This is a genomic window from Deinococcus piscis (assembly GCF_014653275.1).
Taxonomy (GTDB): domain Bacteria; phylum Deinococcota; class Deinococci; order Deinococcales; family Deinococcaceae; genus Deinococcus; species Deinococcus piscis.
On the sequence record NZ_BNAL01000008.1, the window covers coordinates 51,304 to 76,346 of the forward strand.

The window sequence follows — 25,043 nt, forward strand, 5'->3', positions numbered from 1 at the left end:
GCCGCCGGGACGCTGCTCTGTCCTGATGGCCCCGCAGAGGGCTGAATCCTACCCCTCTCTGGATGTTGCGCCCCGTCAGTGTTATTCGACCATCACCAAATAGTCGTACAGCTCTGGGCCGCCGGGGAAGGTCTGGATGTCCAGCATCGGGAATTCGCTCTCCAGCTGCCCGGCCAGGTCCTCCAGACGCTCGGCGGGGGTGTTCACGCTGCGGAACACAGTAACCACCTCGGCGTCGGCAGCTCGGCTACGGACCAGAGCCAGCACCGCTTCTTCAGGGGTGCCGCCCGAATGGACCAGCTCGTCGTCGCGCAGGCCGATCACGTCGCCTTCTGCGATGTTCAGGGTGTGGCCGTCCGGGGTGGTGTGGGCCGTGCTGCGGCTGGCGCGGGTCACCTCAAAGGTGGTCACGCGCGCCGCGCCTGCCTGCATGTCGGCGGCGAGGTCGGCAGCGGGGCGGTCCGGGCTGAAGCTCAGTGCCGCCCCCAGACCTTGGCCCAGCGTGCGGGTGGGCACCACCACGGCGCGGCCCTGAAGCAGCTCGGTGGCTTTCTCGGCAGCCATCAGCACGTTTTTGTTGTTGGGCAGCACGATGACCTGCTCGGCGCTCACACTGTTCACGGCGTCCACGATGTCCTGCACGCTGGGGTTGGCGGTTTGCCCACCCGAGACGATGCGGGCCCCCAGGGCGCGGAACTGCTTGACGATGCCGTCCCCAGCCGCCACCGCCACCAGGCCAGTGGTGGGGCGCTCACCTTCGGCCTGTGCCGCCGCACCCGAACCGGCCAGAATTTCGGTGTGCTGCTCGGCCATGTCTTCCACTTTGGTCTTGAGCATCCGCCCGTGTCGGCCCACAGTGGCCAGCAGCTCGTCAGGGCGGTCCGTGTGGATGTGGCCCTTGACGTAGCCCTCGGCCCCCACCACCAGCAGTGAGTCGCCAAAGGGAGCGACCAACTCGCGGATGTCTTCAATGGGAAGCCGGGCTCCATCCATCAGGAACTCGGTGCAAAACCCGTATTCCTCCGTCTCGAAGGCTTGCTGCGCGTTGCTGATGACCTCGGGCGCTGGGGGCAGCGCTTCGCCCAGCAGTCCGGCCAGCATGCCGCGCACCACGTACAGGAAGCCCTGGCCGCCGCTGTCCACCACCCCGGCCTGGCGCAGCGCAGGGAGCATGTCCTGCGTCTGAATCAGGAAATCTTGACCGCGCGCCACGGCATTTTCCAGCACTTCCTGCACGGTGGCGCCGGTCTGTGCCCCCTCGGCCACGCCCCGCGCCACGGTGAGGATGGTGCCTTCTACCGGCTTCATCACAGCTTTGTAGCCGCTTTTTTGGGCCTCGGCAAAAGCGGTTTTCAAGCTGACCGCGTCAATGCTGGGCAGGTCGCGCACCACTTCGGCAAAGCCGCGCAGCAGCTGCGAGAGAATGACGCCCGAATTGCCGCGTGCGCCCAGCAAAGCGCCGTAGCTGATGGCTTTGGCGACTGCGCGCATGTCCGAGGTGTCACAGGTGTCCAGCTCGCGGCGCACCGACTGCATGGTCAGGTGCATGTTGGTGCCGGTGTCACCGTCGGGCACCGGGTACACGTTCAGGGCATTGACCTGTTCACGGTGGATGCCCAACCAGTCGGTGGCGGTGCGCAGCATCTGGGCCAGTTGTCCAGCAGAGAGGGCCTCACTCACGGCTGACCCCCACCACATTGACCCTGACTTCTTGCAGGTCAATTCCCGCGTGGTGGCGCACGATATGCCGCACCCGGTCTTCGATGTTCTGCGCCACCGTCGGAATGCTGACGCCGTACGCCACGATCACATTCACCTCGGCCCAGTAGGGCGCGTCCGCGTCTGGCTTTTCCTTGCGGCCCCTGGCCTGCGCCTTGTTGCCCCGGTGAATGGTCACGCCGTCCTTGACCTGCGAGCGGCCCAGCGCCTTGGTGATGCCTTCTTTGAGGTTCACCGGAGCCATGCCCACCACACCGGGAATCTCGTGTGCGGTCAGCCCAATCAGGGACGCCAGCGCCCCATCGGTGATCTGAATACTGCCTTTGGTTGCCTTGCTCATGAGTAGGGCCGAGTATAGGACCTGTGGCCGGGCGGATGTGCGGGGCCGCGTGGGTGGCCGCCCCCTTTTGCTGTACTGCGCACGTTGCCGCGTTGCTGGGCCAGTTCGGGGCTGCGTGCCGCTAGCATTTACCGCATGAGCCGCCGCAAGCACTTTGCTGACCCGCCACCCGAACTGGCCGCCCGCTTTCCGCCCCGCCAGCGGCTGGCGCTGGGGTTCCCTACCCTGACCGCTGCGCCCCCGCCAGAGCCGCTGCCAGCGCGTGAAGACTGGACCCTGCGTATTTTTGGGCTGGCCGGGGACCAGACCCTCACCTGGGCCGAGTTGCTGGCGCTGCCCCAGAGCACGCTGACGCTGGATATTCACTGCGTGACCCACTGGTCCAAGCTGGACACCGTGTGGCAGGGGATACGCACCCGTGACCTGCTCGACGCGCTGGACATCGCTCCAGGGGCTACGCATGTCATGGCCCACGCGCTGGGCGATTACAGCGCGGCGCTCCCCCTGGCGGACTGGCGCAGGGACGACCTGTTGCTGGCACATACCTATGCGGGCGAACCCCTGGCAGAAAAACACGGCGGCCCGCTACGCCTGGTCGCGCCACACCGCTACTTCTGGAAGTCGGTCAAGTGGCTCGAAGGGCTGGAATTCATGGACCGTGACCGTCCCGGCTACTGGGAAGCGCGCGGCTACCATCACCGGGGCGACCCTTGGCAGAGTGAGCGCTGGGAGAGCGACTGAGCGCTGGAAAGGCTGCCAAACTAGAAGCCATGACTTCCGACTTTTCCGCCCCAGAGCGCACCCCTGAAGGCTACTTCGTGCCCGACGTGCTGGCACCGGGCCTGACGCTGGTGCTGGTGGGCACCGCGCCCAGCAAGCGCTCGGCGGCGGCGCGGGCCTACTACGCCAACCCGCAGAATAAATTCTGGCGCACGCTGCACGCAGTGGGCCTGACGCCCCGGCTGCTCGCCCCCACCGAATTCCCTCTGCTTCCCGAATACGGCATCGGCCTGACTGACGTGGCCAAGCGGCACAGTGGAGTAGACGCCGCCCTGCCTGCCGAAGCCTGGGCCCCAGACGAACTGCGAGCCAAAGTGCGGCAGTGGCGGCCCCGCATCGTGGCCTTTACGTCCAAGCGCGGCGCGTCTGAGACGCTGGGCCTGCCCACTGGGCGGCTGCCCTACGGACGGCAGGTCATGGACCTGGAAGGCGCAGAGCTGTGGGTGCTGCCCTCAACCAGCCCGCTGGGGCACAACCACTTCAGCCTGGAGCCGTGGCAGCTCCTGGCGGAGCGCGTGGCAGAGCTAAGGGCGACTCCGCCCTCAGTCCCTTAGACCTTTCGACCCTTAGACTGGCAACCATGGCAACGACCAAGACGATGAAGATTGACTGGCTGGGCGAACAGCGCTATGTGGGCCGTAGCGAGAACGGCCAGCAGCTCCTGATTGACAACTCGGCCAACAAGGTGGGCGTCTCCCCGATGGACGCCCTGCTGGGGGCGCTGGGCACCTGCACTGCTTACGACGTGGTGGGCATCATGGCCAAGCGCAAGACTCCGCTGAGCACCTACCGCATCGAGGTGGAAGGCGAGCGGGCTGACACGACTCCCGCCCGCTACACCCGCATCACCGTGCGGCACATTGCAGGCGGCGCGGGCGTGACGCTGGAGCAACTGGAAAAAGCTGCCCACCTCAGCCACGAGAAATACTGCTCGGTAGCGGCCAGCCTGAACGCTGAGATTGTGCTGGACGTGCGCTTGGCCGAGAGTTCGGAAAGCTAAGCAGGCATTGAGAGCCAAGCGGCGCTCCATCTGGCTCCTGCCTGTGTCGCTGGCCTGGGCCTGGGCTGTGCTACCGCCAGTCACGGTGCGCTGGACCAAGCGGGTGAGTCTGCCGTATGTAGAAAGCGGCGAGACGGTTCACCACCAATACGGTTTCCCTTTTGCCAACCGTGCAGATATGGAGTGGGTCAGCCACAGTCAGGCTTGGTTCGCTGTCCCACTGGCCCTGAATTGCCTGTTTTGGTTGGCTGTGTTTGGGGTGGTGGCCGGGCTGCTGAGAAAGTGGGCACCGCCGCGCTGGTTGGTGCGGCTGACCTGGGCTTGGGCGATGTGGATGGCGCTCAGCTTATGGGGCACCATCATGCTGGATGACCACTTCATTACTCCGCCGCCTGTGCTGGAAGATAAGGGTCACACCGTCTGTTTTTTCTTTCAGCCTTGTGTCTGAAGTGACCCTTCTTTAATCCCAGCTCTTAATCCCACCGTGTCCTGACCCCGCCCCGGCGCAGCAGCTCCAGCGTTTGCCCCAGCGGTAGGCCCACCACGTTGCTGTAGTCGCCTGCTATGCCCTGTACCAGCGCCATGCCCAGGCCCTGAATGCCGTAGCCGCCTGCTTTGTCCAGCCCTTCACCGCTGGCGGCGTAGTGCGCGGTTTCCGCAGGGGAGAGGGCACGAAACGTCACGGCAGTGGTTTCGGAGGCGCTCAGGGTCTGTCCGCCCACGACCAGGCACAGGCCAGTGGTGACGTGGTGCGTTTTGCCGCTCAGAAGCGCCGTAAATTCGCGGTTTTCGGCCTCATCGGCGGGTTTGCCCAGCAGTCTGCCCCCCAGCGCCACCACCGTATCGGCCCCCAGCACGGCGCGGCCAGGGTGGGCAGCGGCGACAGCCTCGGCTTTGCGCTGCGCCAGTTTCACGGCCAGGCGGACAGGGTCGGTTACAGCGCTGGACTCGTCCACGTCGCTTACCACGACTTCAAAGTCGTCCAGGAGGTGTGCCAGCAGTTCACGGCGGCGCGGACTGCCTGAGGCAAGGATGAGGGCGGAGCAGGCAGAGGTGGTGAGCTTGGTCATGCCTGCCAGGGTAAAGCCAGCAGTCCTGGCCAGTCCTCCCGCCGCAGCCAGACCAGGCGGTCTGCGCCGTCCTCCCCCAGCAGGCGCAGCAGCACCCCGCCCCGCCCCACGCTCAGCACTTCGGCAGGTTGAGCCGCAGGCCACAGGTGAAGCTCTGCCCCCGCCTGCACTTGGCGATCAGGCGACGTGTAGGCATCAAAGCCGCCAGTCTGCCTGGCCTGCAACCACAGCGGGCGGGCGGTCAGGCCCAGTTGCCCGGCAGCGGGCGGCGCTGAGGCTGGTCCGCGCCGCTGCCATTTCGGGCGCAGTAGCGCAGCCACCTGCGCGGGCGGCACGCCCAGCACCCGTGCCAGTCGCTCGGCAGGCCAGCCCTCGAACAGCCGCGCCTGGGCCTGAGCGCGGGCGTCCCAGGGCCAGCCCAGCAGCGGCCAGAGGAGCGGCCCATGTTTGTGGGCGCTGAAGGTAGGACTGACAAAAGTGATGGTTGGTGGTTCCGCTGCGCTCATGGTTGCTGGTGCGGTTGAAGGGGCAAAACTGTGCAGGCTACGCAGGCAAAGGAATGTTCCCTGGATTGCTCCGCCGACCATCAGCCCTGATCAGTAGGCCGTTTCGTTCTCCCCGCTCGTGACCAGGCCTATGCCGCCGCTGGTGCCCAGGCGTGCCGCGCCAGCGCTGATCATGGCCTGGGCGTCTTCGGGGCTCCGCACGCCGCCTGCGGCCTTGATCTGGGCGCGGCCTGCAATCACTTCGCGCATCAGTTCCACGTCGGCCACGGTGGCCCCGCCGGTAGAAAAACCGGTAGAGGTCTTGACGAAATCGGCCCCGGCATTCACGGCGGCTTCGGTGGCGCGGCGTTTCTGGTCTTCGTCCAGCAGGGCGGTTTCGATAATCACTTTCAGCACCTGCCCCGGAACGGCCCGGCGCACGGCTTCAATGTCGGCCTGCACTGTGTCCCAGTCGCCCGCGCGGGCTGCCCCGATGTGAATCACCATGTCCACCTCGTCGGCTCCAGCTTCGGCGCTCAAGCGGGCCTCGGCGGCTTTCTGGTCGCTGGAGACAGCCCCCAGCGGAAACCCGCACACGGTCGCCACCTTCACGCCGCTACCGGCCAGTTCTTCGGCGGCCAGGCGCACGTACACTGGATTCACGCACACGGCAGCAAAGCTGTGTTCGCGCGCTTCGGCACACAGGCGGCGGATATCGTCGGGCGTGGCCTCGGCTTTGAGCAGGGTGTGGTCAATGTAAGCGGCCAGGGGATGGGTCATGGAAAGCATTGTAGATGGTGGATAGTTCTGCCTGCGGCTGATGGTTGGTGGAGAACACGTGGCTCTATCGCTGGCTGCATCAACCGTCTCCCATCAACGATTTACACTGTCACCCATGACAGACAACCGTCTCCAAGCAGGTGAAGCTTTTCCCGCATTCATGCTCCCCGACGGCCAGGGCCAGTCTCACGCCCTGAGCGACTACGTAGGCCGCTACGTGGTGCTGTACGCCTACCCCAAGGACGACACCCCCGGCTGCACCCGCGAGGCGTGCGACTTCCGCGACTCGGCCCGCTTGCGCGAGATGGGTGCTGTCATTCTGGGCATCAGCCAGGACGACGCGGCCAGCCACCAGCGCTTTGCTGAAAAGTACAGCCTGCCGTTTCCGCTGCTGACCGATGACGGCGAGTTTCTGGCCAGCATCGGCGCGTATGGCGAGAAGAACAGCTACGGCAAAGTGACACAGGGCGTGAAGCGCTCCACCTTCATCATTGACCCAGAGGGCAAGCTGGTCAAAAGTTGGCTGGCCGTGAAGGTAGACGGTCACGCCGAAGCGGTGGCCGACGCCATCGCAGGGGATATGGAGTCCCGTGCATGAGCGATCTGGAAGCGCTCAAAAAAGAAGCGGCCCTGCGCGCCGTGGCGCTGGTGCAAAGTGGGCAGCGGGTGGGCCTGGGCACTGGCAGCACCGCCAAATACGCGATTGAAGAAATCGGGCGCAGGCTACGGGACGGTGAGCTGACTGGCATCGTGGGCGTGTCGACGAGTGAAGCCAGCGAACAATTGGCCCGCGAGGTTGGGATTCCCACCGAACCGCTGGACCCACGCCCACTGGACATCGCCATTGACGGCGCTGACGAAATCGCCCCGAATCTGGACCTGGTCAAGGGCCTGGGTGGTGCCCTGGTGCGAGAAAAAGTCACCGAAGTGCAGGCACGGCGGCTGATTATCATTGCCGACCACACCAAGCTGGTGCAGCAGCTGGGCGAAAAGGCCCCGCTGCCCATTGAAATCGTGCCGTTCGGATTTCTGTCCACCATCGAGCGGCTGCGGGAGTTCCTGCCGGGTGGCCGCCTGCGGATGAGCGGCGCGCAGAACTATGTCACCGACAACGGCAACTACATTTTTGATGCACAGTTGCCTGCCGACTTTGACGCCCGCGAGCTGGAACGCCGTATCAAGGGCACGCTGGGTGTGGTGGACACCGGCCTGTTTCTGGGCATGGCCGAGCGGGCCTTTGTGGCTGCGCCAGGCGGCGTGCAGGAGCTGGTTCGGGGAGAGTAGTGCATCTACACGAACTGCATGCACCAGACGGGCGAACGCTCAGGGTCTACGATACGCAGCCTGAAGGAACGACGACGGCGACAGTCTTCTGGTATCACGGCACGCCGAATATCGGCTCGCCGCCTCAGCCATTGTTGGCTGTATCGGCAGAGTAGGGCGTGCGCTGGGTGGGATACGACCGACCAGGCTATGGCGGCAGCACGCGTTTGTTTGGCCGTGAAGTCGCGCAAGCGGCGCAGGATACGGCGTTGATAGCGCGGGCTCTGGACATTCCTGAGTTTGGGGTCATGGGGCATTCAGGTGGTGGACCTCATGCACTCGCCTGTGCGGCGCTTTTGCCGCAGGTCAGGGCTGCGGTCAGCTTGGCAGGGTTGGCACCTTATGCGGCTCCTGGCCTGGATTATTTTGCGGGCATGTATGCGGGAGGCTGTGCCGAGCTGGTCGCCGCTACACGCGGAGAAGCGGCGCTCCGCGAGGCGCTGGAAGCGGGTGACTTTGATGCTGAAATGTTTACCCCTGCGGACCACAGCGCCCTGGCAGACTCCTGGAGTTGGTTTCATAGCGTTGTAGAGCCAGCGCTTGAACAGGGGCTGGGCGGCATGATTGACGATGATCTGGCTTATGTGCAGCCGTGGGGATACCAGCCTGCAGATATCAGCGTCCCTACACTGCTGGTGAATGGCGAGCAAGACCGTACCGTGCCTATCGCCCATGCCGAGTGGCTGCAAGACCATTCGCAGGCAGAATTGCGCCGCATTGCGGGTGGCGGGCACATCTCGGTGATGCTTTATGCAGAGCGGGCGCTTGATTGGCTGCTTCAGCGCCTGTGAAGGCGGACGGGGGTCTAGCAGCGTCTCCATTCGCCTAACAACTCTGTCAAAATGGTGAGCAATGACTAGCCCAACTTCCAGCCCCATTCAGCCTTCACAGCACCACCAGACAGTCGTGATTCTGGACTTCGGCAGCCAGTTCACCCGGCTGATCACCCGCCGCTTCCGCGAGATGGGGGCGTATTCGGTGATTCTGCCCGGCACCGCGCCGCTGGAGCGCATTCAACAGGAGCAGCCCGTGGGCATCGTGCTTTCGGGTGGCCCCAGCAGCGTGTATGACGAGAATGCCCCCAAGCCTGCTGAAGGCGTGCTGGACCTGGATATTCCCATTCTGGGCGTGTGCTACGGGATGCAGTACCTCGCCCATCAGGCGGGTGGCGACGTGAAGCGGGCGGGCAAGCGCGAGTATGGCAAAGCGGACCTCACCGAATACGGCGGTCAGCTCTTTAAGGGCATTGAGGGCGAATTTGTGGCCTGGATGAGCCACTCCGACTCGGTGACCCAGCTGCCCCAGGGCTACGAGGTGGTCGCCAAGACCGAAGACACGCCCGTCACAGCCATCGAGAACAACGAGACCAAGCGCTACGGCGTGCAGTTCCACCCCGAAGTGGTCCACACCCCCAAGGGTGGGCAACTGCTGGGCAACTTTCTGGACATCTGCGGCGTGGCGCGTGACTGGACCCCGCAGCACATCCTCGACGAGTTGATTGCCGGGGTGCAGGAGCAGGTGGGCGCAGAAGGCCGCGTGCTGCTGGGGATCAGCGGGGGCGTGGATTCCTCAACGCTGGCGCTGCTGCTGGCGCGTGCGGTGGGAGACCGCCTGACGGCGGTGTTCGTAGACCACGGCCTGCTGCGCCTGAATGAGCGCGAACAGGTCGAAACCGCCCTGCGCGGCGCTGGCGTGAACATCGTGACGGTGGACGCCCGCGAGGAGTTCATGCACCACCTAGGCGGTGTAAGCGACCCCGAGCAAAAGCGCAAAATCATCGGGCGCGAGTTTATCCGGGTGTTTGACCGTGCCGCCGAAGAGCAGGGCCCCTTCGCTTTTCTGGCACAGGGCACGCTTTACCCCGACGTGATCGAGTCGGCGGGCGGCGAGGGCGCGGCCAACATCAAGAGTCACCACAATGTCGGCGGCCTGCCCGAAGACCTGCAATTCAAGCTGGTGGAGCCTTTCCGCACCCTCTTTAAGGATGAAGTGCGCGACATTGCCCGGCTGTTGGGCCTGCCCGAAGATATCCGCATGCGTCACCCTTTTCCCGGTCCTGGCCTGGCGATTCGCTGCCTGGGCGCGGTCACCGAGGAAAAGCTGGACATTCTGCGGCGCGTGGACGACATCTTTATCAGCGGCCTGCGCGAGTTCGGGCTGTACGACGACTGCTCTCAGGCGCTGGCCGTGCTGACCCCTATTCAGTCGGTGGGCGTGATGGGCGACGAGCGCACCTACTCCTACACGGTGGCCCTGCGCGCCGTGACCACCGGCGACTTTATGACCGCCGAGTGGGCCCGCCTGCCCTACGACTTCCTGGCGGCCATGAGCAACCGCATCGTGAACCAGGTCCACGAGGTCAACCGCGTGGTGTACGACATCACCGGCAAGCCGCCCGCAACGATTGAGTGGGAGTAACCTGAAAGGTGCGTTAGGTGCCGAGCGCCCAGCGAATGTCAGCCGCAGGCCATCCTGCGGTTGTCTTCGTGTTTGGTTCCCTAGAGAGCCGCACCGCATAAACGTCAAACTGCCTGCGCTTGGCTGGGCGGTTCCTACGTTGGTGGCGAGTGAAAAGAGAGACTGCAAGGCGCGTAATCGCCCAGCGTCCAGTGCGGATTAGCCAGGAACCCTCAGCTTCACTTGGATGGGCAAGTCATGTATTCCACCCTTTTGCCCTGACTTCCGCACCGGCCCGCTATCATGCCAGGGTGACCGACAGCACCGCCACCCGCCTGCCTGAACTCACCGCCAGGTATGGACCGCTCAGCAGCATGGGCACGGGCATGCAGAGCCGGGTCTACGCTACGGCAGACGGACAGTCGGTGATCAAGGTGTACCGCAGCGGCGTGGGCAAGGCCGAGCGCGAGGCCGCGAATCTGCGCCGCGCCGGGCTGGGCGACTGGGTGGTCGAGACCCTGGTGGCCGACGGAGCCGAAGCCCTGGTCATGCGCCGTTTCGAGGGCAAGCGGGTCACGGCGGCCACGCTGCCTGCCGCGCTGCCGCAGCTCAAAGTGCAGCTCTCGCGTCTGCACGCCATTCAGCAGGGGCAGGTGGATGTGGGCCGGGTGGAAGAGCGGCTGCGCAAGTTCCGCCGCGTCCTGGCTTCGCAGGGGCTGGACGACCTGTTTGCCGCTGTGGAAGGCCCCTTGCAGGCGGGCGAATTCGTGCAGCCAGCGTCCTTTTGTCATCTGGATCTGTGGCAGGACAACATCCTGATTGACTCAGGCGGCGCAGTGATGCTGCTCGACTGGACCAACGCCGACTGGGACGACCCCCTGCGTGACCTGGCCCTGCTCAAGACGGGCACGCTGGACCTGCTGGGGGCCGATGAAAGCCTGGCCGCTGCCCTGCGCCTGTTGCCCGAGCGCAGCCCGCCCACCTTGCGGCGGCTGCGGGCCTATCTGTCGCTGACCTACTTGCACGACCTCTACTGGCTGATGATGAATGAGCCCTACGAGTTCGCCGCCGAGCGGGCCAAAAAGGTGCCGCGTGCCCGGCATGTCCTGAGCTGCCTGCCCGCCAGCGGCTAAGGGCAGAGCTAAGGGAAGAAAGAGAAGAAAGATGCGCGAAGAGGGGAGAGCGCCCTACTTCTGAAAGCCGGTGGCGGCGCAGAGAACTGCAAGTTCTGCCTTCGTCCCTGCCCAGCGTGCCTGCTAGACTTTGGGCTGTGCAAGTGCTGTTTGCTCTTCAGGTCGTGGTGACCGTGCTGCTGGGTGGCCTACTGGCACTGACGGCCCTTGAAAATGGCGGCACCCTGAGCGTGCCGTGGCTGTTCTCGCCGGAAGTGTCGCTGGTCTCGCAGGGGCAGGGGCTGGTGGGCTTTGCGGCTCTGGGCGCCCTGTGGAGCTTGTTGCTGCTGCTGCCTGCCATCTTGGTGCTCTATGGGCAGCGCCGCCGGGCAGAGCGACTGCTGGCCGAGCGTGAGCGTCACCTGCAAGCCTTGCTGCGCGGCCAGCTGCTGCCCGGCGCACCATCTGGAGAGCAGCCTTGACCCCTGAGCCGGTCTGGTCGCCGCCGCCTACGCGCTGGCAGCTGGCCCAGCCTGCCCCGCTGCCCGCCTTGCAGGACCTGATGGCGCGTTACGGGCTCTCGGCCCCCGCCGCGCAGTGGGTGTATGGGCGCGGTCTGCGCCCCGAACTGCTGACGCCGGAGCACCGCCTGACCCCCAATCCGGGCCTGCACGAAGCGGCCCGTCGGCTGGTGCAGGCCATCCGCGCTGGCAAGCGCATTCGCATTCACGGTGACTATGACGCCGACGGCGTGACCGCCACTGCCATTTTGGTCCTGGGCCTGCGGGCGCTGGACGCTGATATCCACGGCTTTATTCCCCACCGCCTGGAGGAAGGCTACGGCATTCACCCGTCCAAGCTGGACGAGCATGCCGCCAGCTGTGACCTGTTGGTCACAGTGGACTGTGGCGTCTCCAACCGTGAGGAGGTTGCGGGGCTGCTGGAGCGCGGCATAGAAGTGATGGTGACTGACCACCACGCGCCGCCGCCCACCTTTCCCGACTGCCTGGTGGTCCACCCGGAGCTGACCGCTGGCTACGACCCGGCCCTGCACAACCTGACTGGGGCGGGCGTGGCTTATCACCTGCTGTGGGCTGTTCACCACGAACTGGGACTGCCAGAGCCGCGTGCCTACAGCGCCCTGGCGACGCTGGGCACCGTGGCGGACGTGGCCCCACTGACTGGCGAAAACCGCGCCCTGGTCGGCGTGGGGCTGGCCGCCCTCGCCACCACCGACATTGTAGGTCTGCGGGCGCTGTTGGACCTCGGCGGGGTGAAGCAGCCCTCGGCGCGTGACGTGGCCTTCGTGCTGGCTCCGCGCATCAACGCTGCAGGCCGCATGGGCGAAGCGGACCGGGCGCTGGAATTGCTGACCACGGCCAGCCCTCAGCAGGCCGCTGCCCTGGCACAGTATCTGGAAGTCCGCAACGGCGAGCGCCGTGAGCTGCAAGACCGGATGTACCGTGAGGCGCTGGAGCTGGTGGATCCCGGCGAGCGAGCGCTATTGGTTACGCATCCAGACTGGCACCCCGGCGTGATGGGCATCGTGGCGAGCAAGCTGGTAGAGCAGTTCTACAAACCTGTGTACATCGTGGCGCAGGGCAAAGGGTCTGTGCGCTCCACGCCCGGCATCAGTGCGGTGGGGGGGCTGCGCTACAGCCACGACCTGCTGCTGCGCTACGGCGGCCACCCCGGCGCGGCTGGCTTTTCGCTGCACGAAGACAATCTGCCCCGGCTGCGTGACCGCCTCCAGGACTACGCCGCGCAGTTTCCGGTGCCGGTGCCAGAGGTCACGCTGGACGCGCCGCTGCCCGCCTCCCACGCCACGCTGGAATTGTGGCAGGAGTTGCAGGCCTTCGAGCCTTATGGCGAAGGGCTTCAGCCGCCGCTGTGGCACCTGCGCTCCGCGCTGAGCGGCACGCGGCTGGTCGGCAAGAACAAAGACTGCTTGCAGTTTCAGGCGGCGGGGCTGCGCGGCATCAAGTTCCGTGAGCAGAACGCCGAAGAGGGCCCCCGCGACCTGGCGGTGCGGCTGCGGCGCTCGGCGTTCCGGGGCCGGGTATCGGCAGAGTGGGAAGCGGAGGAACTGCGTCCTCCACAGTCACTTACCCTGGCTGTGCCCCAAGCGCAAGAGGGGGCGCGTCTGGCGGTGCGCCGCACGCCCGAGCAGGTCATGGAGCGCCTAGATGCCGTGGAGCGCGGTGTGGCGGTGTACGCTGGGGAGCAACTGACCGCCTCGCTGCGTGTCCGGCTCCCGGACCTGCATTACCTTCAGCCCGCAGACGCCGCGCCAGAGCTGCCGCTGGTGCTGTTCGATCTGCCGCCTGCTGACACGCTGGAGCGCTGGCTGCGTGAGCGTCCTGAGTCGGCCCCGCCCGTCACGTTTGCCTGGGGCCGCACCACCCTGGCCGCGCTGGACGCCGCTCCCCAGGGCGCGGAAGGCTACCACCGTTTTCAGTGGGCACACGCTTACCTCACGCTGGACGAAGCGGGCTGGGAAGGGGCAGTCCGCGCCCTGAGTGGTCTGGATGCAGAGCCGCCGGTCCCTTTGCAAGCAGCGGGCGACGACTGAGGCGAGCAGAGCGGAGAGGCTATAGCTGCCCATGCCGTTGAGTGCCCACTCGCCTTTACGGGTCGCCAAAGCTGCTGGAAGGTGGTGCCCCCGCTACCGGCGCAAGCTCAGCTGTCCTCGGTTTCGCCGCTCAGCTCAGCCTGGGCGCGGCGCAGTACGGGGCTGTCGTCCGGGGATTGCCCGGCGATTTCGGCCAGGTACAGTGCCGTCCACGCGCCCAGATACCACAGCGCCAGGCCCGGCGCGTAGTCGCTGTCGCCGCCATGCTCGGCGAACGGCAGATGAATCACTTCATCTACCCGGCTTTCCATGATTTCGCGCCCCAGGTCCAACCGGGGGCTGAGGTCGCCCAGAATCAGCCCCACCTTGGCGTCGCCCTGCTCATGCTGCGCCTCGAACATGCCGCTCAGCACCGGCAAAGGGTCGCCCAGCACCGGCACACTGTAGCTTTTGCCCACGCGGGCCAGCAGCTGTTGCCAGGCCAGCACCAGACCTTCGGAGCCGTCGTCGGCCAGCAGCAGGGGCGTGCGGCCATGTAGCCTCCAGGCCAGCTCGCGGGCGGGATTGCCTTCTGTCTCTGTACCCGCGCAGCTCTGGGCCAGTGCCGCCAGCAAGCGGTCCGCCTCCTGCGCCTCGGCGGCGTGTCCGCTGGCATAGGCCAGGTACTGCGCTCCGTGGTAGGTCGCGGTGACTCCCGCTGGAATCAGCGTGTTGATGTGTTCGGCGTCTCCACCGGTGGCCACGCGCCGTACCTGAGCTCCCGCCGCTTCGGCCAGAGCGGCGTATTCCAGCGCCAGGGACGCACTGTCCGGGCTGCCCAGCACGAACTGGGTGCCACTGGCACTGAGCGAAGCGGCGATCAGCGGCTCGGCCAGCAGGGCCGCCAGCGTGCCTTCGCCGGTGCCGACTGCGCCGTAAGGAGCGGGTTGTACCTGCACCGGGCCGCTGTAGCTGCCGGGAAGGGCCAGAAGAAGAGAATGCAGACTCATGGGCTGAATCTTAGCGGCTGGTGTGGGCCAGCGTCTGTGGCCGTGCCTGCCCCTTGGTGCCGGGAAGCCTCGCCAAGAAGCTCATAGAGGTGCGTGATATAGTCGCCCGCGTGTTTGAGCAAGGCCCAAGCCGGTTGCTGAGGAACAGAGTTAACCTCCAACCAACGAAAAAGCACCACCCTGCGGGGTGGCGCTTCTGTGTGGTGTACCCGATTGGATTCGAACCAACGACCTTTAGCTCCGGAGGCTAACGCTCTATCCAGCTGAGCTACGGGTACGCGCAAGCTCAGGTAAAGTATCACGCTCTAGAGGAGAACTTCAAGTGAATAAAAAAACCGGTCTCAATGCTCTGCTGATTGTTCTGTCGCTGCTGATGGTGGGCGGCATGGCCCTCCAGTTCCTGCCCGGCGACAGTGCCAAGACCATCACGAACGCTGTACGTGGTGAAAAAGGCACCCCGGCCATCCGCGTCAATGGCAAGACCATTACCGCCGAAGAACTGCAAAAGATTCAGGACAACAACCCCTCGCCGTTTGCTGGACAGAGCAAAGCGCTTCAAGACGACTTCCGCACCTTCATGATTTCGCAGGTGGTTCGGCAGAAGCTGATGGCGCAGGCGGCCAGCAACATCAATGTGACCCGCGAAGATGTGAACGCTGAAGTGACCAAGGTGCGTGAGGACAACAAACTGACCGATGACGCCGCATGGACCGACGCCCTGCAGCGCGTGGGCCTGAGCGATTCGGAGTACCGCGAGCAGGTGAAAGAAGGCCTGGCGATTGAGCGCAAGAACAAGGAAATCGAAGCCGCTGTGCCCGCGGCCACCGAAGAGGAAATGAAGACCTACTACGACCTGAACCCCACGCTGTTCCAGACTGAGCAGCGCCTCAAGGGACGTCAGATCGTGGTTGCTGACGAGGACAAAGCCCGTGAGCTGCTGACTCAGGCCCGCAGCGGCGCTGATTTTGCCGACCTTGCCAAGAAAAACAGCACTGAGGGAGCTGAAACGGGCGGTGCGTTGGGCGCTCTGGGCGAGGGCGGAGCCCTGCAAGCGGTAGAGCCGGTGGTGTTGCCTGAAGAAGTCGCCGCTGCCGTGCAGGCGCTAGCTGCTCCTGGCCTGACCGACGTGGTGGCGAGCGGTGGCCGCTTTTATATCGTCAAAGTAGAAGAACTGCTTGCCCCCGAAACCAAGCCGTATGACACGGTCAAAGAAGAGGTCAAGTCGGCCCTGGAAACCAGCAAGAAGCGCGGCGCAGTCGAAGCGTTCCTGGATGAGCAGGTGGCGGCGGCCAAGATTGAAGTGGTGGACCCCGCCTGGAAGTACGAAGACCCCACAGTCGCCGAAGTGGGTGGCCGGGCCATTCCCTACTCCGAAGTGGTGGGCCGCGTGATGCAAAACCAGCAGCTGATGATGATGATGCAGAGCATGCAGGGTGACCAGCTCAGCGAAATGATCAACGGCATGCTCAAGCCGTCGGTGGTGGAGCAGGTGATTCAGGAATACGCCGCGCCCAGCATTGTGAAGGCTGAGAATATCCCCGTGGTGGGGACCCGTCAGGACCTGGTGAGCGGCCTGATTGCTTATGGTGGCCGCAATGTCAAAGTGACCGACGAGGAGCTGCGCGCTGCCTACCAGGAGCGCCAGCAGCAGTTCCAGACCCCGGCCAGTGCCACCGTTTCTGAAGCCACGTTCCCCAGCCGTGAGCAGGCCCTGGCCTTCCGGCAAGACTGGCGGGGCGGCGACTTCACCCAGGCGGCGACGGCTGCCGGGGGCATCGTCTCGGAGCGCGGTACCGTGCAGGGCGACACCGACGTGCTGGAACCTTCGGTGCTTCAGGCCATTTTTGAAGGCGAGCTGCGCGCGGTAGGCAGCACCAGCCTGACCAACATCGTGCAGGCCAGCGACGGCTGGAAGGTGGTGTCGGTCAGTGACCTGCAACAAAGCCGTGTGTTGCCGCTCGACGAGGTTCGTGCTGGCCTGGAGTCCAGCCTCTTCAACGAGAAGCAAGCTGCCGAGGGCGAGAAGTTCCTGAGCAGCAAGGTCGCGGCCCTCAAGCCTGTCAACAAGCTGGATGAAGTGCTGGCTGCCCAAAAAGCCCGTGTGGGAGTCGACGCTCCGGCTGACGCTTCAGGTGCCCAAACGACTTCGGGTGCAGCGACTTCGGGGGCTCAGACCACTTCGGGTGCGGCAAGCTCCGGTGCGGCGACCTCTGAGGCGGCAACCACTTCGGAAGCTCAGGCGGCTCCGGCTGCGGCCAGCGCTGCGGCCAGCGAGGGCTCGGCGGCCACGACCACGCCAGCCCAATAAATTCAGGCCACAACGGATAAAGAGCCCCGCCAGCTGGCCGGGGCTTTTTTTGGAGTTGTCTACGCCCTAAAGGGGGCTGAATCCTTGCCAGCCGGAAAAGGACCGAAGGGCGTGATTTGCTGTGACTCTCTGGCTTCAGGCCGAAGGGGGTGAAACCGGGGCGGGTGCGCTTTCGGTGGGACCACTGGCCAGCTCAATTTGAATCTCGCCGTAGGCTTCCGTTTGCTCGGCCCGCAGTTCGCCGGTTTTGACCGCTTCGAGCAGCGCCGCAAAATAGGTGGTGCGTTCGCCCCAGTCCCGCGCAGTGATTCCCCCAAAGGTGAAGTGCCGCAGCTGCCTCCCAAAGGCCAAGAGGGCGTTCAGGGCCCCCTGCAAGCTGAGGCGTTCGCGGGCCAACAGAGGAACATCCACCTCGCGCACCGCGGCGCGGGCCGCTTCCAGCAAGCGGCGCAGGTTCTGGCCCTGGCGCGGTGGGCGCTGCCTGCGCGGGAGCTCCAGGCCAGGCTTGGGCACTGGCGCGGGAATCAGACCGCTACGTTCCAGGCGGCGCTGACTGAGAAACTGCACGGCCCGGTCCAGTTCGGCCAGGGCTTCGACGCCCTGTGCGACCTCATCCCATTCGGTCCAGTCCTCAGTGCTTTCGCCGTCGTCTGCAGGCGGGACTGCAGGAAGCAGCAGCCGCGCTTTGAGAGCAATCACGGCGGCCAGTGGCGGCAGCACCTCGGCGGGTGGGCGGCCCTGTTGCCAGGCGGGGTGCTCCCGCAGCCAGGCCAACACGGCCCCGGTCAGCTCCAGCAGCGGCACCTGCGCCGGAGTCAGTTCGCCGGAGCGCAGCGCGGCGGCCAGGTCGCCCAGATGGCCCTCGAATGGTTCTGCGCCAGGCCGGAGCAGCCGCACCTGATATGCCGCAGCCTCGCCCTCGGCTGGGGCTAAGGGCAGAAGCAAGGTAAGAGAGGTGGACCGTGGCATTCGGCGGCCATGATAGCGGCTGAGCTGGTGCGGGCAGGGGCACCGGCTCAGCCGGGAAGATGAACAGCTGGAACTCAGCTGACGGTTAGTCCGTCACTCGCCGCGCTGTACGGCGCTCAGTAGTTCACGCAGGACACCCAGGCGCTTGGCTTCGGCCACCACTGCGGGCGTCACCCGGCCCCCTTCGGTCAGTATGACTTGGCCGTCTTCAGTCTTGACGGTGCGGACCACGGGCCAGCCATAGGCCTGCTGCACGATGTTTTCAATCGCTTGGTTAAAAGCTTCGCTGCCCGGCGCTGCGCCTTGCTCCGTGCCATGCAGGGAAGCCGGAGGAGCGACCACGGTGGGCTCTGGGGCGGCAAGCTCTGCTTCAGAAGATACGGGGCCAGAGGATAAGGGGCCAGGAGATAAGGGATTAGAGGGCTCTGGGCGGGCGGTCAGCTCACTGCGGGGCAGCACTGGCTGGGGCGCAGGCTGCGGAGCGGAGGCCGGGTGGGTCAGCTCAGTGCGCCGTGCGCCCGTTTCTGCACTGACCTCATCTGCTCTGGGTTCATTTGCCCTGGATTCATCTTGATTGGGCTTATCAGCACTGGGTGTAGCCGCAGCAGCGACTGGCACGAGCGGTTCAGCCACCGCAGTGCTCAGGTCAAGGTCCAGTTCTACCGGCTCAGGGACAGCCTGGGGGGCAGGTACTGCCAGGTCGTCTGTGAGCTGAGGTGCGGGGCCACGCAACACCAGTGTTTCCTTGCTTGTTTCTGTGTCCTCTGGCTGAGTTGGCGCATGTACCTGCTGAGGCGCTGTTACTGGGGCCATCACTGCAGGCGGCTCGCTGACATGGGAAGCGGGAGGAAACTGCGCTTCAGGTTGCGTCACGGGCTCGCCCCACTGCTCATGGACCTGCACCAGCTCACGCTCACTGGGGTCGTGCAGCAGGTCTTCGCGGCGGTCATCCAGCCAGCGGCGGGCTTTTTCCAGCAGGCCGACTTCCGGCTCTGGGGTCGGTTCGCTTAGATGCACCACTTGCTCGGTGCGTGCCCGCATGACCCGCTCCGGCCTTTCTGGAATGTCCAGCGTTTGTGCAATCTCTGGCGTTTCGGGGGCCTCCAGGATGCCTGAGTGACTCAGCACCGGACGGCTTTCTTGTACAGGAACCGGGGGCATAACGGCAGGCATGGCCTGGGACAGTGGGGCTGCTTCCGGTTCTGGCTCCACGCTTTGGGGCAGGCTCTGGCCTTCTTCGGGGGCAGCGTTCAGGTGGACTGCCGGGGCGACATGCAGGGGGGCCGGGGCCAGCGCTTCTCTGAGCTCAGGGGCGGAGGAGCTTCGGCGCTCGTACTCGCCCAGATCCAGCGGCTCGGCAGCAGATTCGGTGCCTTCTTTCAGGTGGTGCTGTATCTGTTCCAGCAGGCCCTGCTCCTCAGCGCGGGTCAAGATGGCCGGGGTGATGATCTGCCCCTGCGCGGCAATCAGCTGGCCCTGCGAGTCAGTGACATCCTCACGGACCCGGCGGCCCACCATCTCGCTGAAGCTGAGGGGCTCAGGCTCAGGCGTCGTCGTCTCCAGCGGTGACGAGGATCGCTCCGGTGCAGTCAGGGCCGGGTCCGGGGCCGCAGGTTGTGGCGTGCTGCTCTCCTCGGCGCTGCTCACTTCCGCCACTTCTTCAGGACTCAGCGAAGTGCTGGTCAGGATCATCAGGCGGCCAGAGCGCTCGGCGCGGGTGACCTGCTCTTCGGTGATGGGCTCGCCTTTTTCGGCCACTACGGTGCCGTCGGGTAAGGTGATGGTGGTTCCAGCGATGCGGCCTATCAGATAGTCACGCTGGCGCTGCGCGGCCTGCTCCGCCACTTCTTCGCGGCTGTAGTCGGTGTGTTCCGGCTCCTGCGGCGCACCACTTGGCCAGGCTCCGCCACTGCGGCGCATCTCTTCCGCCACGCTGGCAGGCACAATCGCCACGTCTTTGCCGATCTGTACGCTTTCGGGCGCAGGCACGAAGGCGTGGCCCCCGGCCACGTCCCCGAACAGCCCGCCCGTGACCTCATAGCCCTCGACGCGGCCTGAGTACTCATCAAAGACCACGTCGCCAATGCGGCCCAAGTCCTCGCCCTGTGCCGTCAGCAGCGTCATGCCAATCAGGTTCACTTTGGAATCCATGATTTCCTTCATGCGTGCCTGTTCTTCGTCGCTGGCGGTGTCCTGCGCCGAGGTGATCATCACGGCGTCTTCGCCCACCGAGTACACCACCGAAAAAGGAATCACCCGGTCTCGGCGGCGCAGCCAGCTGCCGCCACCGTCCACCACCAGGCCCAGCACCAGGTTGGCCCCGTGATCGAACACAATGTCGCGCACGCTGTCCACCCGTTCACCGGTGCTCAGGTCCACCACATGGCGTCCCAGCAGTTCTTTGCCCTTGATCATGTTTACCTCTTGTCTTTCCCTGGAGCGGCGGCGGAAAGCCTGCGCCGTCCGCCGGAATGAAGCTGAAGCTTAAAAGTTGGAGTGGAGTGCCGCTTGTCCTGAAGCTTAGCCCAGGACTGAGGCTCAGATGAGATCAGGTTAAGGGCCAGGGCGGCGGGGCAGGATGTGTGAGCATTCAGGTCAGATTTGGCTTTTGGGGGTACAGCAATTTCGGGGGCGGAGCGGTGAGCCGCTCTCTCTAGCGCCCCTTCAGTTGCGGAAAATGACTTCTTCACGCGAAAAGGAGCGCAGCGCCAGGGCCCCCAGCAGCAGCGCGGCGAGCAGGTTGGCCCCCAGCGAGAGCCACAGCTGCGGCCATTTCAGGGTGCCAGTCACGGCGTCCATCACGCTGAGCATGGACCCGAACAGCGGGACCGCATAAAAAGCCGCCGAGAAGCCGTCATTGAACTGCAAGAACAGGGCTGGCACGACAATCAGCAGGGACAGCGGCGTCACGTAGGTCTGCGCTTCTTTGTACGAGCGGGCGTAGATGCTCAGGGCGATCAGCAGCGCACTGATGAGCACTGCGGCTCCTACAGCGCTCAGCAGCAGCCCTGAGAAGCTGCCGCCACCCAGGGTGAGCTGACCGCCGAACGCCTGCGACAGTTCGGCCTGCATGCCGCCGCGCAGCAGCAAGGCCCCCGCGATCAGGCCGGTGCCCAGGAAGCCCAGCACGCTGAACAGGGCCGCGACCAGGGCGCTGAGGGCTGTCGCCAGCAGCTTGCCCGCCACCACTTCGGCGCGCCGCACCGGGCTGACCAGCAGGCTTTCGAGGGTGCCGCGCTCTTTTTCTCCAGCGGTAGAGTCCAGCGCCGTGGCCATCGCGCCCGACAGGATGAAATTGAGCATCAGCAGGGGAATCAGAAAAGCCAGCTGTCCGCTGCTCGCCTCCTGCGCGGTGGCAGCGTCCTGCGGGTCGAGCGTGACCGGCGAGAGGTCGTCTTCGCTCAGCCCCGCCGCTTCCAGTCGGCGTGCTGCCAGCGCTTGGTTGTAGTTCTCTATTGCCGCTTCGACCTTGCCGAGTGCGCCAGTCTGCGCGGCCAGCGAGTTCAGCTTGGCGAACACCTGCACCGCTGCGGGCGCGTCGCCCTCCTGCTGGGGCAGGGGAGACGTGACCCGGATGACAGCGTCTACCTCTTCGGCCTGTACCGCTTGCCGGGCGGCTTCAGGCGTGTCCACCTCCAGCGGGACCAACTCCACACCGGACAGCGTCATGCCCTGGCTGCTGCTGCCGCGTTCCAGTTCGGCCTGGAGCGCTGGGGGCAGTGTCCCGATGACGCCGACCTTCTGCTTCTCCTGCGCTTGCCCGCCGATAAATTGCCCCAGCAGCAGCGGCATGCCCAGCATCAGCGCAGGAATCAGGATGAGTGGAATCAGGACCGTGCCCAGCAGTGTGCGGGTGTCGCGCAGGGTGGAGAGCAGGTCGCGGGCCGCCACCCGCCACACGAACTCAGGACGCATGGGCTGCTCCGTCCTGCTCGACCAGGCGAAAAAAAGCCTGCTCCAGAGTTTGCGCTCCCGTGCGGGCCAGCAGCTCCAGCTGGGTGCCTTCGGCCAGCAGCCGGCCTCCATGCAGCACGGCCACCCGGTCACAGACCTCTTCGACCTCGCTCATCACGTGGGTGGAATACAGGGTCAGTCGTCCTGGCCTGCGCGCCGCCGCCACCCAGTCCAGCAGGGCGCGGCGGGCAAAGATATCCAGGCCGCTGGCTGCCTCATCCAGAATCAGCACTGCCGGGTCCTGAATCACAGCGCGGGCGATGGTCACTTTTTGGCGCATGCCGGTGGAGTACTCACCTGCCCGCGTATCCAGCGTGCGGCCCAGGTCCAGCGCTGCGTCCAGCTCGGCAATTCTTTGTTCCGCCTGCTCGCGGCTTAGGCCGTAGAACCCTGCGAACGAATGCAGAATCTCGCGCCCGGTCAGGCGGGCAGGCAGCCCCATGCCGCCATTGACCACGCCGATGTGTTGCCGCACCGCGTCGGGCTGCCGGGTCACGTCCAGGCCCGCCACCGCCGCCGTGCCTCCTGTGGGCCGCAGCAGGGTCGCCAAAATCCGCAGCAGGGTGGTCTTGCCCGCGCCGTTTGGTCCCAGCAACCCGAACACCTGCCCGCCTTCTACGCTGAGGGTCACGCCGTCCAGCGCAGTAAAGGTGCCGTAGCGCTTGCTGAGGTTCCGCAGGTCCAGCAGTGCGTCGGTAGGAGCCAGGGCAGGTGGATTCATGTCTCCAGTCTAAAGCTGTGTAGGAGGCTGCCGCGCCGGACAGCCAGGTGGGGGTAAAGCGCGGGTGTAACGCAGTGCCTCCCGGTCCCAGCGTCCATGCGGCATACTGTTAGGGTTAAGCACTTCGCAGGCCCTGGCCGCACCTTTGCCGCTTTTTCTGCCGCCTTTCTGCGCGGCTCACGGAGGAATTCATGTTCAACCCCCCTACCCTCGAAGACCTACAGGAAACTCGCCGCGCCAACGAAAAGCTGGTGCTTGAGGCGCTGGATTCCAAGCCCGAGTGGGTCGAAACCGAACTTGCCAAGACCACCGGCCTGGCCCTCTCGCACCTGCGCGCCGCGCTTGCCAGCCTGCTGGACCAGGGCCGCGTGCGCCGCTTGCCCGGCACCGGCACCCGCGCCGTCTATGGCCTGGCTGACCCTGGCCTGGCCGATGTCCCGGCAACGCCCCTGACCGAAGACGCCCTGCGTATCCGCGAGTACCTTGAAGGCCGCGCGGACTCGGCACTGTACATGAGCGACCAGCTGCGCCTGAGCCGCGAGGAAATCATGGCGGCGCTCTCGCTGCTCAATGCCCACGGCATGATCACCTGCACCTTTGTGGGCAGCCTGGTGATTTTCCGTCTCAAGGAGCAGCAGGCCCTTGACGCTGAAGCTGCCGAGGCCGCCGCCGCTGCCGAAGCTGGTGCGGCCACTGAAGACGCCACCAAACCTGCCGCCAAGGCCAAGAAAACGGCAGCCCGCTCCACCAAGAAGGCCAAAGCTGACACGGAGGACCAGGGCGCGGGCGACGCTGAAGCTGCAGCGCCTACCAAGAAAGCAGCGCCCAGCAAGAAGGCAGAATCTGCCAAGAAAGCTGAAAAGCCCGCCGCCAAAAAAGCCACGCCCAAAGCAGCTGAGGAGGCAGAGGACAAGCCGGAGAAGGCCGCCTCCAAGCCTGCCAAGAAAGCCGCACCGAAAAAGGCGGCCAGCGAAGCTAAGGTCGCTGCACCCGCAGCCGGTGAGCCGGAGAAGAAGCCCGCAGTGCGTAAGCGGGTCAAACAGTCCGCCAGCTGAGCGGTGACAGGGTGATGACAAGCTCTGGGTCATTTGATCAAACTGCTCTCACTCCAAAGAAGCGCCCCGGTCCACTGCTGGACCGGGGCCTTCTCTTCTCTGCTGTGCCGCAGCGCTGGCCCTTGTGCTGCGGTGCTGAATACAGAGGAGAGGGGTGCGCTGGCCTCTGCTAGCATGCAGCCATGCCTTATTCTGCCGTCCCTGCCGAACTGTTGGTACTGGCCGTGATTCAAGACGCCGATGTGCCCCGGCTGATGCGGGCGCTGGCGCAAGCTGGCCTGGACGCCACCCGGCTGTCCAGCTCAGGCGGCTTTTTGCGCGAGGGCAACACCACGCTGATGATCGGGGTATCGCGCAGCCGGTTGGACGAACTCAAGGACATCATCACGGCCAGCTGCCGTACCCGCAGCCGCATGATGAGCCCCGCCATTCCGCTGGCCGAACAGGGCGAGGGCCTGGCCGCCGATCCGGTCGAAGTCGAGGTGGGCGGCGCAGTGCTGTTCGTGCTGGGCTTGCAGGAATTCGTCAAGCTCTGATGTTCCCTGCGTCTGGGACGGCCCTGCCCGCGTTCGGCCATCCTTTTCGCGCCTATAGCCCGGCGGATTTCACCTTTCCGCTGCCTGAAGGGCACCGCTTTCCGCAGTACAAATACTCAGGCGTGCGTGAGCAGCTGCTGGGGCGGCTGCCCATCTTGACCACTCCGCAGCTGCGCTGGGCCGATGCAGGCCGCGTGCATGATTCGCACTTCCTGCGCCGCTGGCGCCGGGGCGAGGTCACGCGCCGCGAAGAGCGCGAGTTCGGTCTGCCCTGGTCGGAAGAGGTGGTGGTGCGGGCCATGCGGGCAGCTGGGGGCAGTCTGGCCGCCCTGCACGACGCCCGTGCCGTGGGCTGGGGGGCCAACCTGGCCGGGGGCACCCACCACGCTTTTGCTGACCGCGCTGGCGGCTTTTGTCTGGTGAATGACGCCGCCATCCTTGCCCGCCTGGCGCTGGATGAAGGCTGGGCGCAGCGAGTGGCGGTGCTGGACCTGGATGTGCATCAGGGCGACGGTACAGCGGCGCTGCTGGAGCATGAGCCACGCGCCTTTACCCTCAGCATTCACGGTGAGCGCAATTATCCTTTCCGCAAGGAGCGCAGCAGCCTGGACCTGGGCCTGGGCGACGGCATCACCGACGCTGAATATCTGGCGGTGCTGACCCACCGAGCGCTGCCCGCGCTGGAGATGTTTCGGCCCGATTTGCTGCTCTTCCTGGCCGGTGCGGATGTGCTGGCCGGTGACCGCTTTGGCCGCTTTGCGCTCACGCTGGACGGGGTACACGAGCGCAACCGCCGCGTGCTGACGTGGGCGCGGGATGCCGGTGTGCCGGTGGTCAGCATGATGGCTGGCGGCTACAACGCCAATCACGCCCTGACTGTGGCGGCACATGCCAGCGTGGTGGAGCAGGGACTGGAAGTCTTCGGCTGATTTG

The 25,043-nt window shown here is 65.3% G+C and carries 24 protein-coding genes, 1 tRNA gene and 1 pseudogene; 15 read left to right on the top strand and 11 right to left on the bottom strand.

The genetic code is table 11. The features are described 5' to 3' along the window. Nucleotides 1–81: 81 nt before the first annotated feature. Together fakA and IE158_RS04810 are read right to left on the bottom strand one after the other, a co-directional pair. Nucleotides 82–1,644 carry a DAK2 domain-containing protein gene (gene fakA, locus IE158_RS04805; protein ID WP_189642567.1) on the bottom strand — a complete coding sequence of 521 codons (1,563 nt, stop codon included), beginning with the start codon at nucleotides 1,642–1,644 and terminating at the stop codon, nucleotides 82–84. Nucleotides 1,645–1,672: 28 nt separating this feature from the next. Beyond that, nucleotides 1,673–2,059 (bottom strand): Asp23/Gls24 family envelope stress response protein, encoded by a 387-nt coding sequence (locus IE158_RS04810; protein ID WP_189642537.1) that lies wholly within the window; start codon nucleotides 2,057–2,059, stop codon nucleotides 1,673–1,675. A gap of 135 nt (nucleotides 2,060–2,194) precedes the next feature. On the opposite strand from IE158_RS04810, the gene IE158_RS04815 reads away from it, so the two are divergent. From IE158_RS04815 to IE158_RS04830, 4 genes are read left to right on the top strand one after another with little or no spacing between them, the layout of a single operon-like run. Next, the gene (locus IE158_RS04815) at nucleotides 2,195–2,800 is read left to right on the top strand and encodes a molybdopterin-dependent oxidoreductase (protein ID WP_189642538.1); all 606 of its coding nucleotides are present in this window, start codon (nucleotides 2,195–2,197) and stop codon (nucleotides 2,798–2,800) included. Nucleotides 2,801–2,829: 29 nt separating this feature from the next. Beyond that, nucleotides 2,830–3,393 (top strand): mismatch-specific DNA-glycosylase, encoded by a 564-nt coding sequence (locus tag IE158_RS04820; RefSeq protein WP_189642539.1) that lies wholly within the window; start codon nucleotides 2,830–2,832, stop codon nucleotides 3,391–3,393. 26 nt (nucleotides 3,394–3,419) lie between these two features. After that, a complete protein-coding gene (locus IE158_RS04825) occupies nucleotides 3,420–3,839 on the top strand; it encodes an OsmC family protein (RefSeq protein ID WP_189642540.1) in 420 nt (139 codons plus the stop codon). A gap of 7 nt (nucleotides 3,840–3,846) precedes the next feature. Beyond that, nucleotides 3,847–4,287 carry a hypothetical protein gene (locus tag IE158_RS04830; protein ID WP_189642541.1) on the top strand — a complete coding sequence of 147 codons (441 nt, stop codon included), beginning with the start codon at nucleotides 3,847–3,849 and terminating at the stop codon, nucleotides 4,285–4,287. A 25-nt stretch (nucleotides 4,288–4,312) separates the two neighbouring features. Here the strand turns inward: IE158_RS04830 and IE158_RS04835 are convergent, their stop codons facing one another. The 3 genes from IE158_RS04835 to deoC all read right to left on the bottom strand — a co-directional run bounded on the left by IE158_RS04835 (nucleotide 4,313) and on the right by deoC (nucleotide 6,174). Then, the gene (locus IE158_RS04835; RefSeq protein ID WP_189642542.1) at nucleotides 4,313–4,909 is read right to left on the bottom strand and encodes a Maf family protein; all 597 of its coding nucleotides are present in this window, start codon (nucleotides 4,907–4,909) and stop codon (nucleotides 4,313–4,315) included. Next, entirely contained in the window at nucleotides 4,906–5,415 is a 510-nt protein-coding gene (locus IE158_RS04840) for a hypothetical protein (RefSeq protein ID WP_189642543.1), read from the bottom strand. Before IE158_RS04840 ends, IE158_RS04835 begins: the two co-directional genes overlap by 4 nt. Nucleotides 5,416–5,505: 90 nt before the next feature. Further along, on the bottom strand, nucleotides 5,506–6,174 hold the full coding sequence (deoC, locus tag IE158_RS04845; RefSeq protein WP_189642544.1) for a deoxyribose-phosphate aldolase: 669 nt from the start codon (nucleotides 6,172–6,174) through the stop codon (nucleotides 5,506–5,508). 115 nt (nucleotides 6,175–6,289) lie between these two features. Between deoC and prxQ the strand changes: the two genes are divergently transcribed. The 7 genes from prxQ (at nucleotide 6,290) to recJ (ending at nucleotide 13,578) form a co-directional block, all read left to right on the top strand. After that, nucleotides 6,290–6,772: a thioredoxin-dependent peroxiredoxin PrxQ gene (gene prxQ, locus IE158_RS04850; protein ID WP_189642545.1), complete on the top strand. Its 483-nt coding sequence runs from the start codon at nucleotides 6,290–6,292 to the stop codon at nucleotides 6,770–6,772. Further along, on the top strand, nucleotides 6,769–7,458 hold the full coding sequence (gene rpiA, locus IE158_RS04855) for a ribose 5-phosphate isomerase A (RefSeq protein WP_189642546.1): 690 nt from the start codon (nucleotides 6,769–6,771) through the stop codon (nucleotides 7,456–7,458). The genes prxQ and rpiA overlap by 4 nt, the downstream gene beginning before the upstream one ends. Before the next feature lie 158 nt (nucleotides 7,459–7,616). Beyond that, the gene (locus IE158_RS04860) at nucleotides 7,617–8,288 is read left to right on the top strand and encodes an alpha/beta fold hydrolase (RefSeq protein ID WP_229838895.1); all 672 of its coding nucleotides are present in this window, start codon (nucleotides 7,617–7,619) and stop codon (nucleotides 8,286–8,288) included. Nucleotides 8,289–8,349: 61 nt separating this feature from the next. Continuing rightward, entirely contained in the window at nucleotides 8,350–9,915 is a 1,566-nt protein-coding gene (gene guaA, locus IE158_RS04865) for a glutamine-hydrolyzing GMP synthase (RefSeq protein ID WP_189642547.1), read from the top strand. Nucleotides 9,916–10,205: 290 nt separating this feature from the next. Further along, on the top strand, nucleotides 10,206–11,027 hold the full coding sequence (locus IE158_RS04870; RefSeq protein WP_229838896.1) for a phosphotransferase family protein: 822 nt from the start codon (nucleotides 10,206–10,208) through the stop codon (nucleotides 11,025–11,027). 137 nt (nucleotides 11,028–11,164) lie between these two features. Continuing rightward, nucleotides 11,165–11,488, top strand: coding sequence for a hypothetical protein (locus tag IE158_RS04875; protein WP_189642548.1), 324 nt, complete (start codon nucleotides 11,165–11,167; stop codon nucleotides 11,486–11,488). Between the two features lie 80 nt (nucleotides 11,489–11,568). Then, on the top strand, nucleotides 11,569–13,578 hold the full coding sequence (gene recJ / locus IE158_RS04880; protein ID WP_189642569.1) for a single-stranded-DNA-specific exonuclease RecJ: 2,010 nt from the start codon (nucleotides 11,569–11,571) through the stop codon (nucleotides 13,576–13,578). Nucleotides 13,579–13,685: 107 nt separating this feature from the next. Here recJ and IE158_RS04885 read toward each other — a convergent pair whose 3' ends face one another. Both IE158_RS04885 and IE158_RS04890 read right to left on the bottom strand, forming a co-directional pair. After that, nucleotides 13,686–14,567 carry an SIS domain-containing protein gene (locus IE158_RS04885; RefSeq protein ID WP_189642549.1) on the bottom strand — a complete coding sequence of 294 codons (882 nt, stop codon included), beginning with the start codon at nucleotides 14,565–14,567 and terminating at the stop codon, nucleotides 13,686–13,688. Between the two features lie 201 nt (nucleotides 14,568–14,768). After that, a tRNA-Arg gene (locus IE158_RS04890) sits at nucleotides 14,769–14,845 on the bottom strand. A gap of 44 nt (nucleotides 14,846–14,889) precedes the next feature. Between IE158_RS04890 and IE158_RS04895 the strand changes: the two genes are divergently transcribed. Then, on the top strand, nucleotides 14,890–16,875 hold the full coding sequence (locus IE158_RS04895; protein ID WP_229838897.1) for a peptidylprolyl isomerase: 1,986 nt from the start codon (nucleotides 14,890–14,892) through the stop codon (nucleotides 16,873–16,875). 135 nt (nucleotides 16,876–17,010) lie between these two features. Here the strand turns inward: IE158_RS04895 and IE158_RS04900 are convergent, their stop codons facing one another. The 4 genes from IE158_RS04900 to IE158_RS04915 form a co-directional block, all read right to left on the bottom strand. Further along, nucleotides 17,011–17,844 carry a segregation and condensation protein A gene (locus IE158_RS04900; RefSeq protein WP_229838898.1) on the bottom strand — a complete coding sequence of 278 codons (834 nt, stop codon included), beginning with the start codon at nucleotides 17,842–17,844 and terminating at the stop codon, nucleotides 17,011–17,013. Nucleotides 17,845–17,937: 93 nt separating this feature from the next. After that, nucleotides 17,938–20,259 carry a PRC-barrel domain-containing protein gene (locus tag IE158_RS04905; RefSeq protein WP_189642550.1) on the bottom strand — a complete coding sequence of 774 codons (2,322 nt, stop codon included), beginning with the start codon at nucleotides 20,257–20,259 and terminating at the stop codon, nucleotides 17,938–17,940. A 249-nt stretch (nucleotides 20,260–20,508) separates the two neighbouring features. Next, on the bottom strand, nucleotides 20,509–21,759 hold the full coding sequence (locus tag IE158_RS04910; RefSeq protein WP_189642551.1) for an ABC transporter permease: 1,251 nt from the start codon (nucleotides 21,757–21,759) through the stop codon (nucleotides 20,509–20,511). Further along, complete coding sequence (locus IE158_RS04915) at nucleotides 21,749–22,486, bottom strand: ABC transporter ATP-binding protein (protein ID WP_189642572.1); 738 nt, start codon at nucleotides 22,484–22,486, stop codon at nucleotides 21,749–21,751. Before IE158_RS04915 ends, IE158_RS04910 begins: the two co-directional genes overlap by 11 nt. Before the next feature lie 224 nt (nucleotides 22,487–22,710). On the opposite strand from IE158_RS04915, the pseudogene IE158_RS13725 reads away from it, so the two are divergent. The 3 genes and pseudogenes from IE158_RS13725 to IE158_RS04930 all read left to right on the top strand — a co-directional run. Continuing rightward, nucleotides 22,711–23,172, top strand: a pseudogene (locus IE158_RS13725) (transcriptional regulator); the annotation flags it as partial. 584 nt (nucleotides 23,173–23,756) lie between these two features. Then, nucleotides 23,757–24,110 carry a cyclic-di-AMP receptor gene (locus IE158_RS04925; RefSeq protein WP_189642552.1) on the top strand — a complete coding sequence of 118 codons (354 nt, stop codon included), beginning with the start codon at nucleotides 23,757–23,759 and terminating at the stop codon, nucleotides 24,108–24,110. Beyond that, nucleotides 24,110–25,039, top strand: coding sequence for a histone deacetylase family protein (locus tag IE158_RS04930; RefSeq protein ID WP_189642553.1), 930 nt, complete (start codon nucleotides 24,110–24,112; stop codon nucleotides 25,037–25,039). The genes IE158_RS04925 and IE158_RS04930 overlap by 1 nt, the downstream gene beginning before the upstream one ends. Nucleotides 25,040–25,043: the final 4 nt, after the last annotated feature.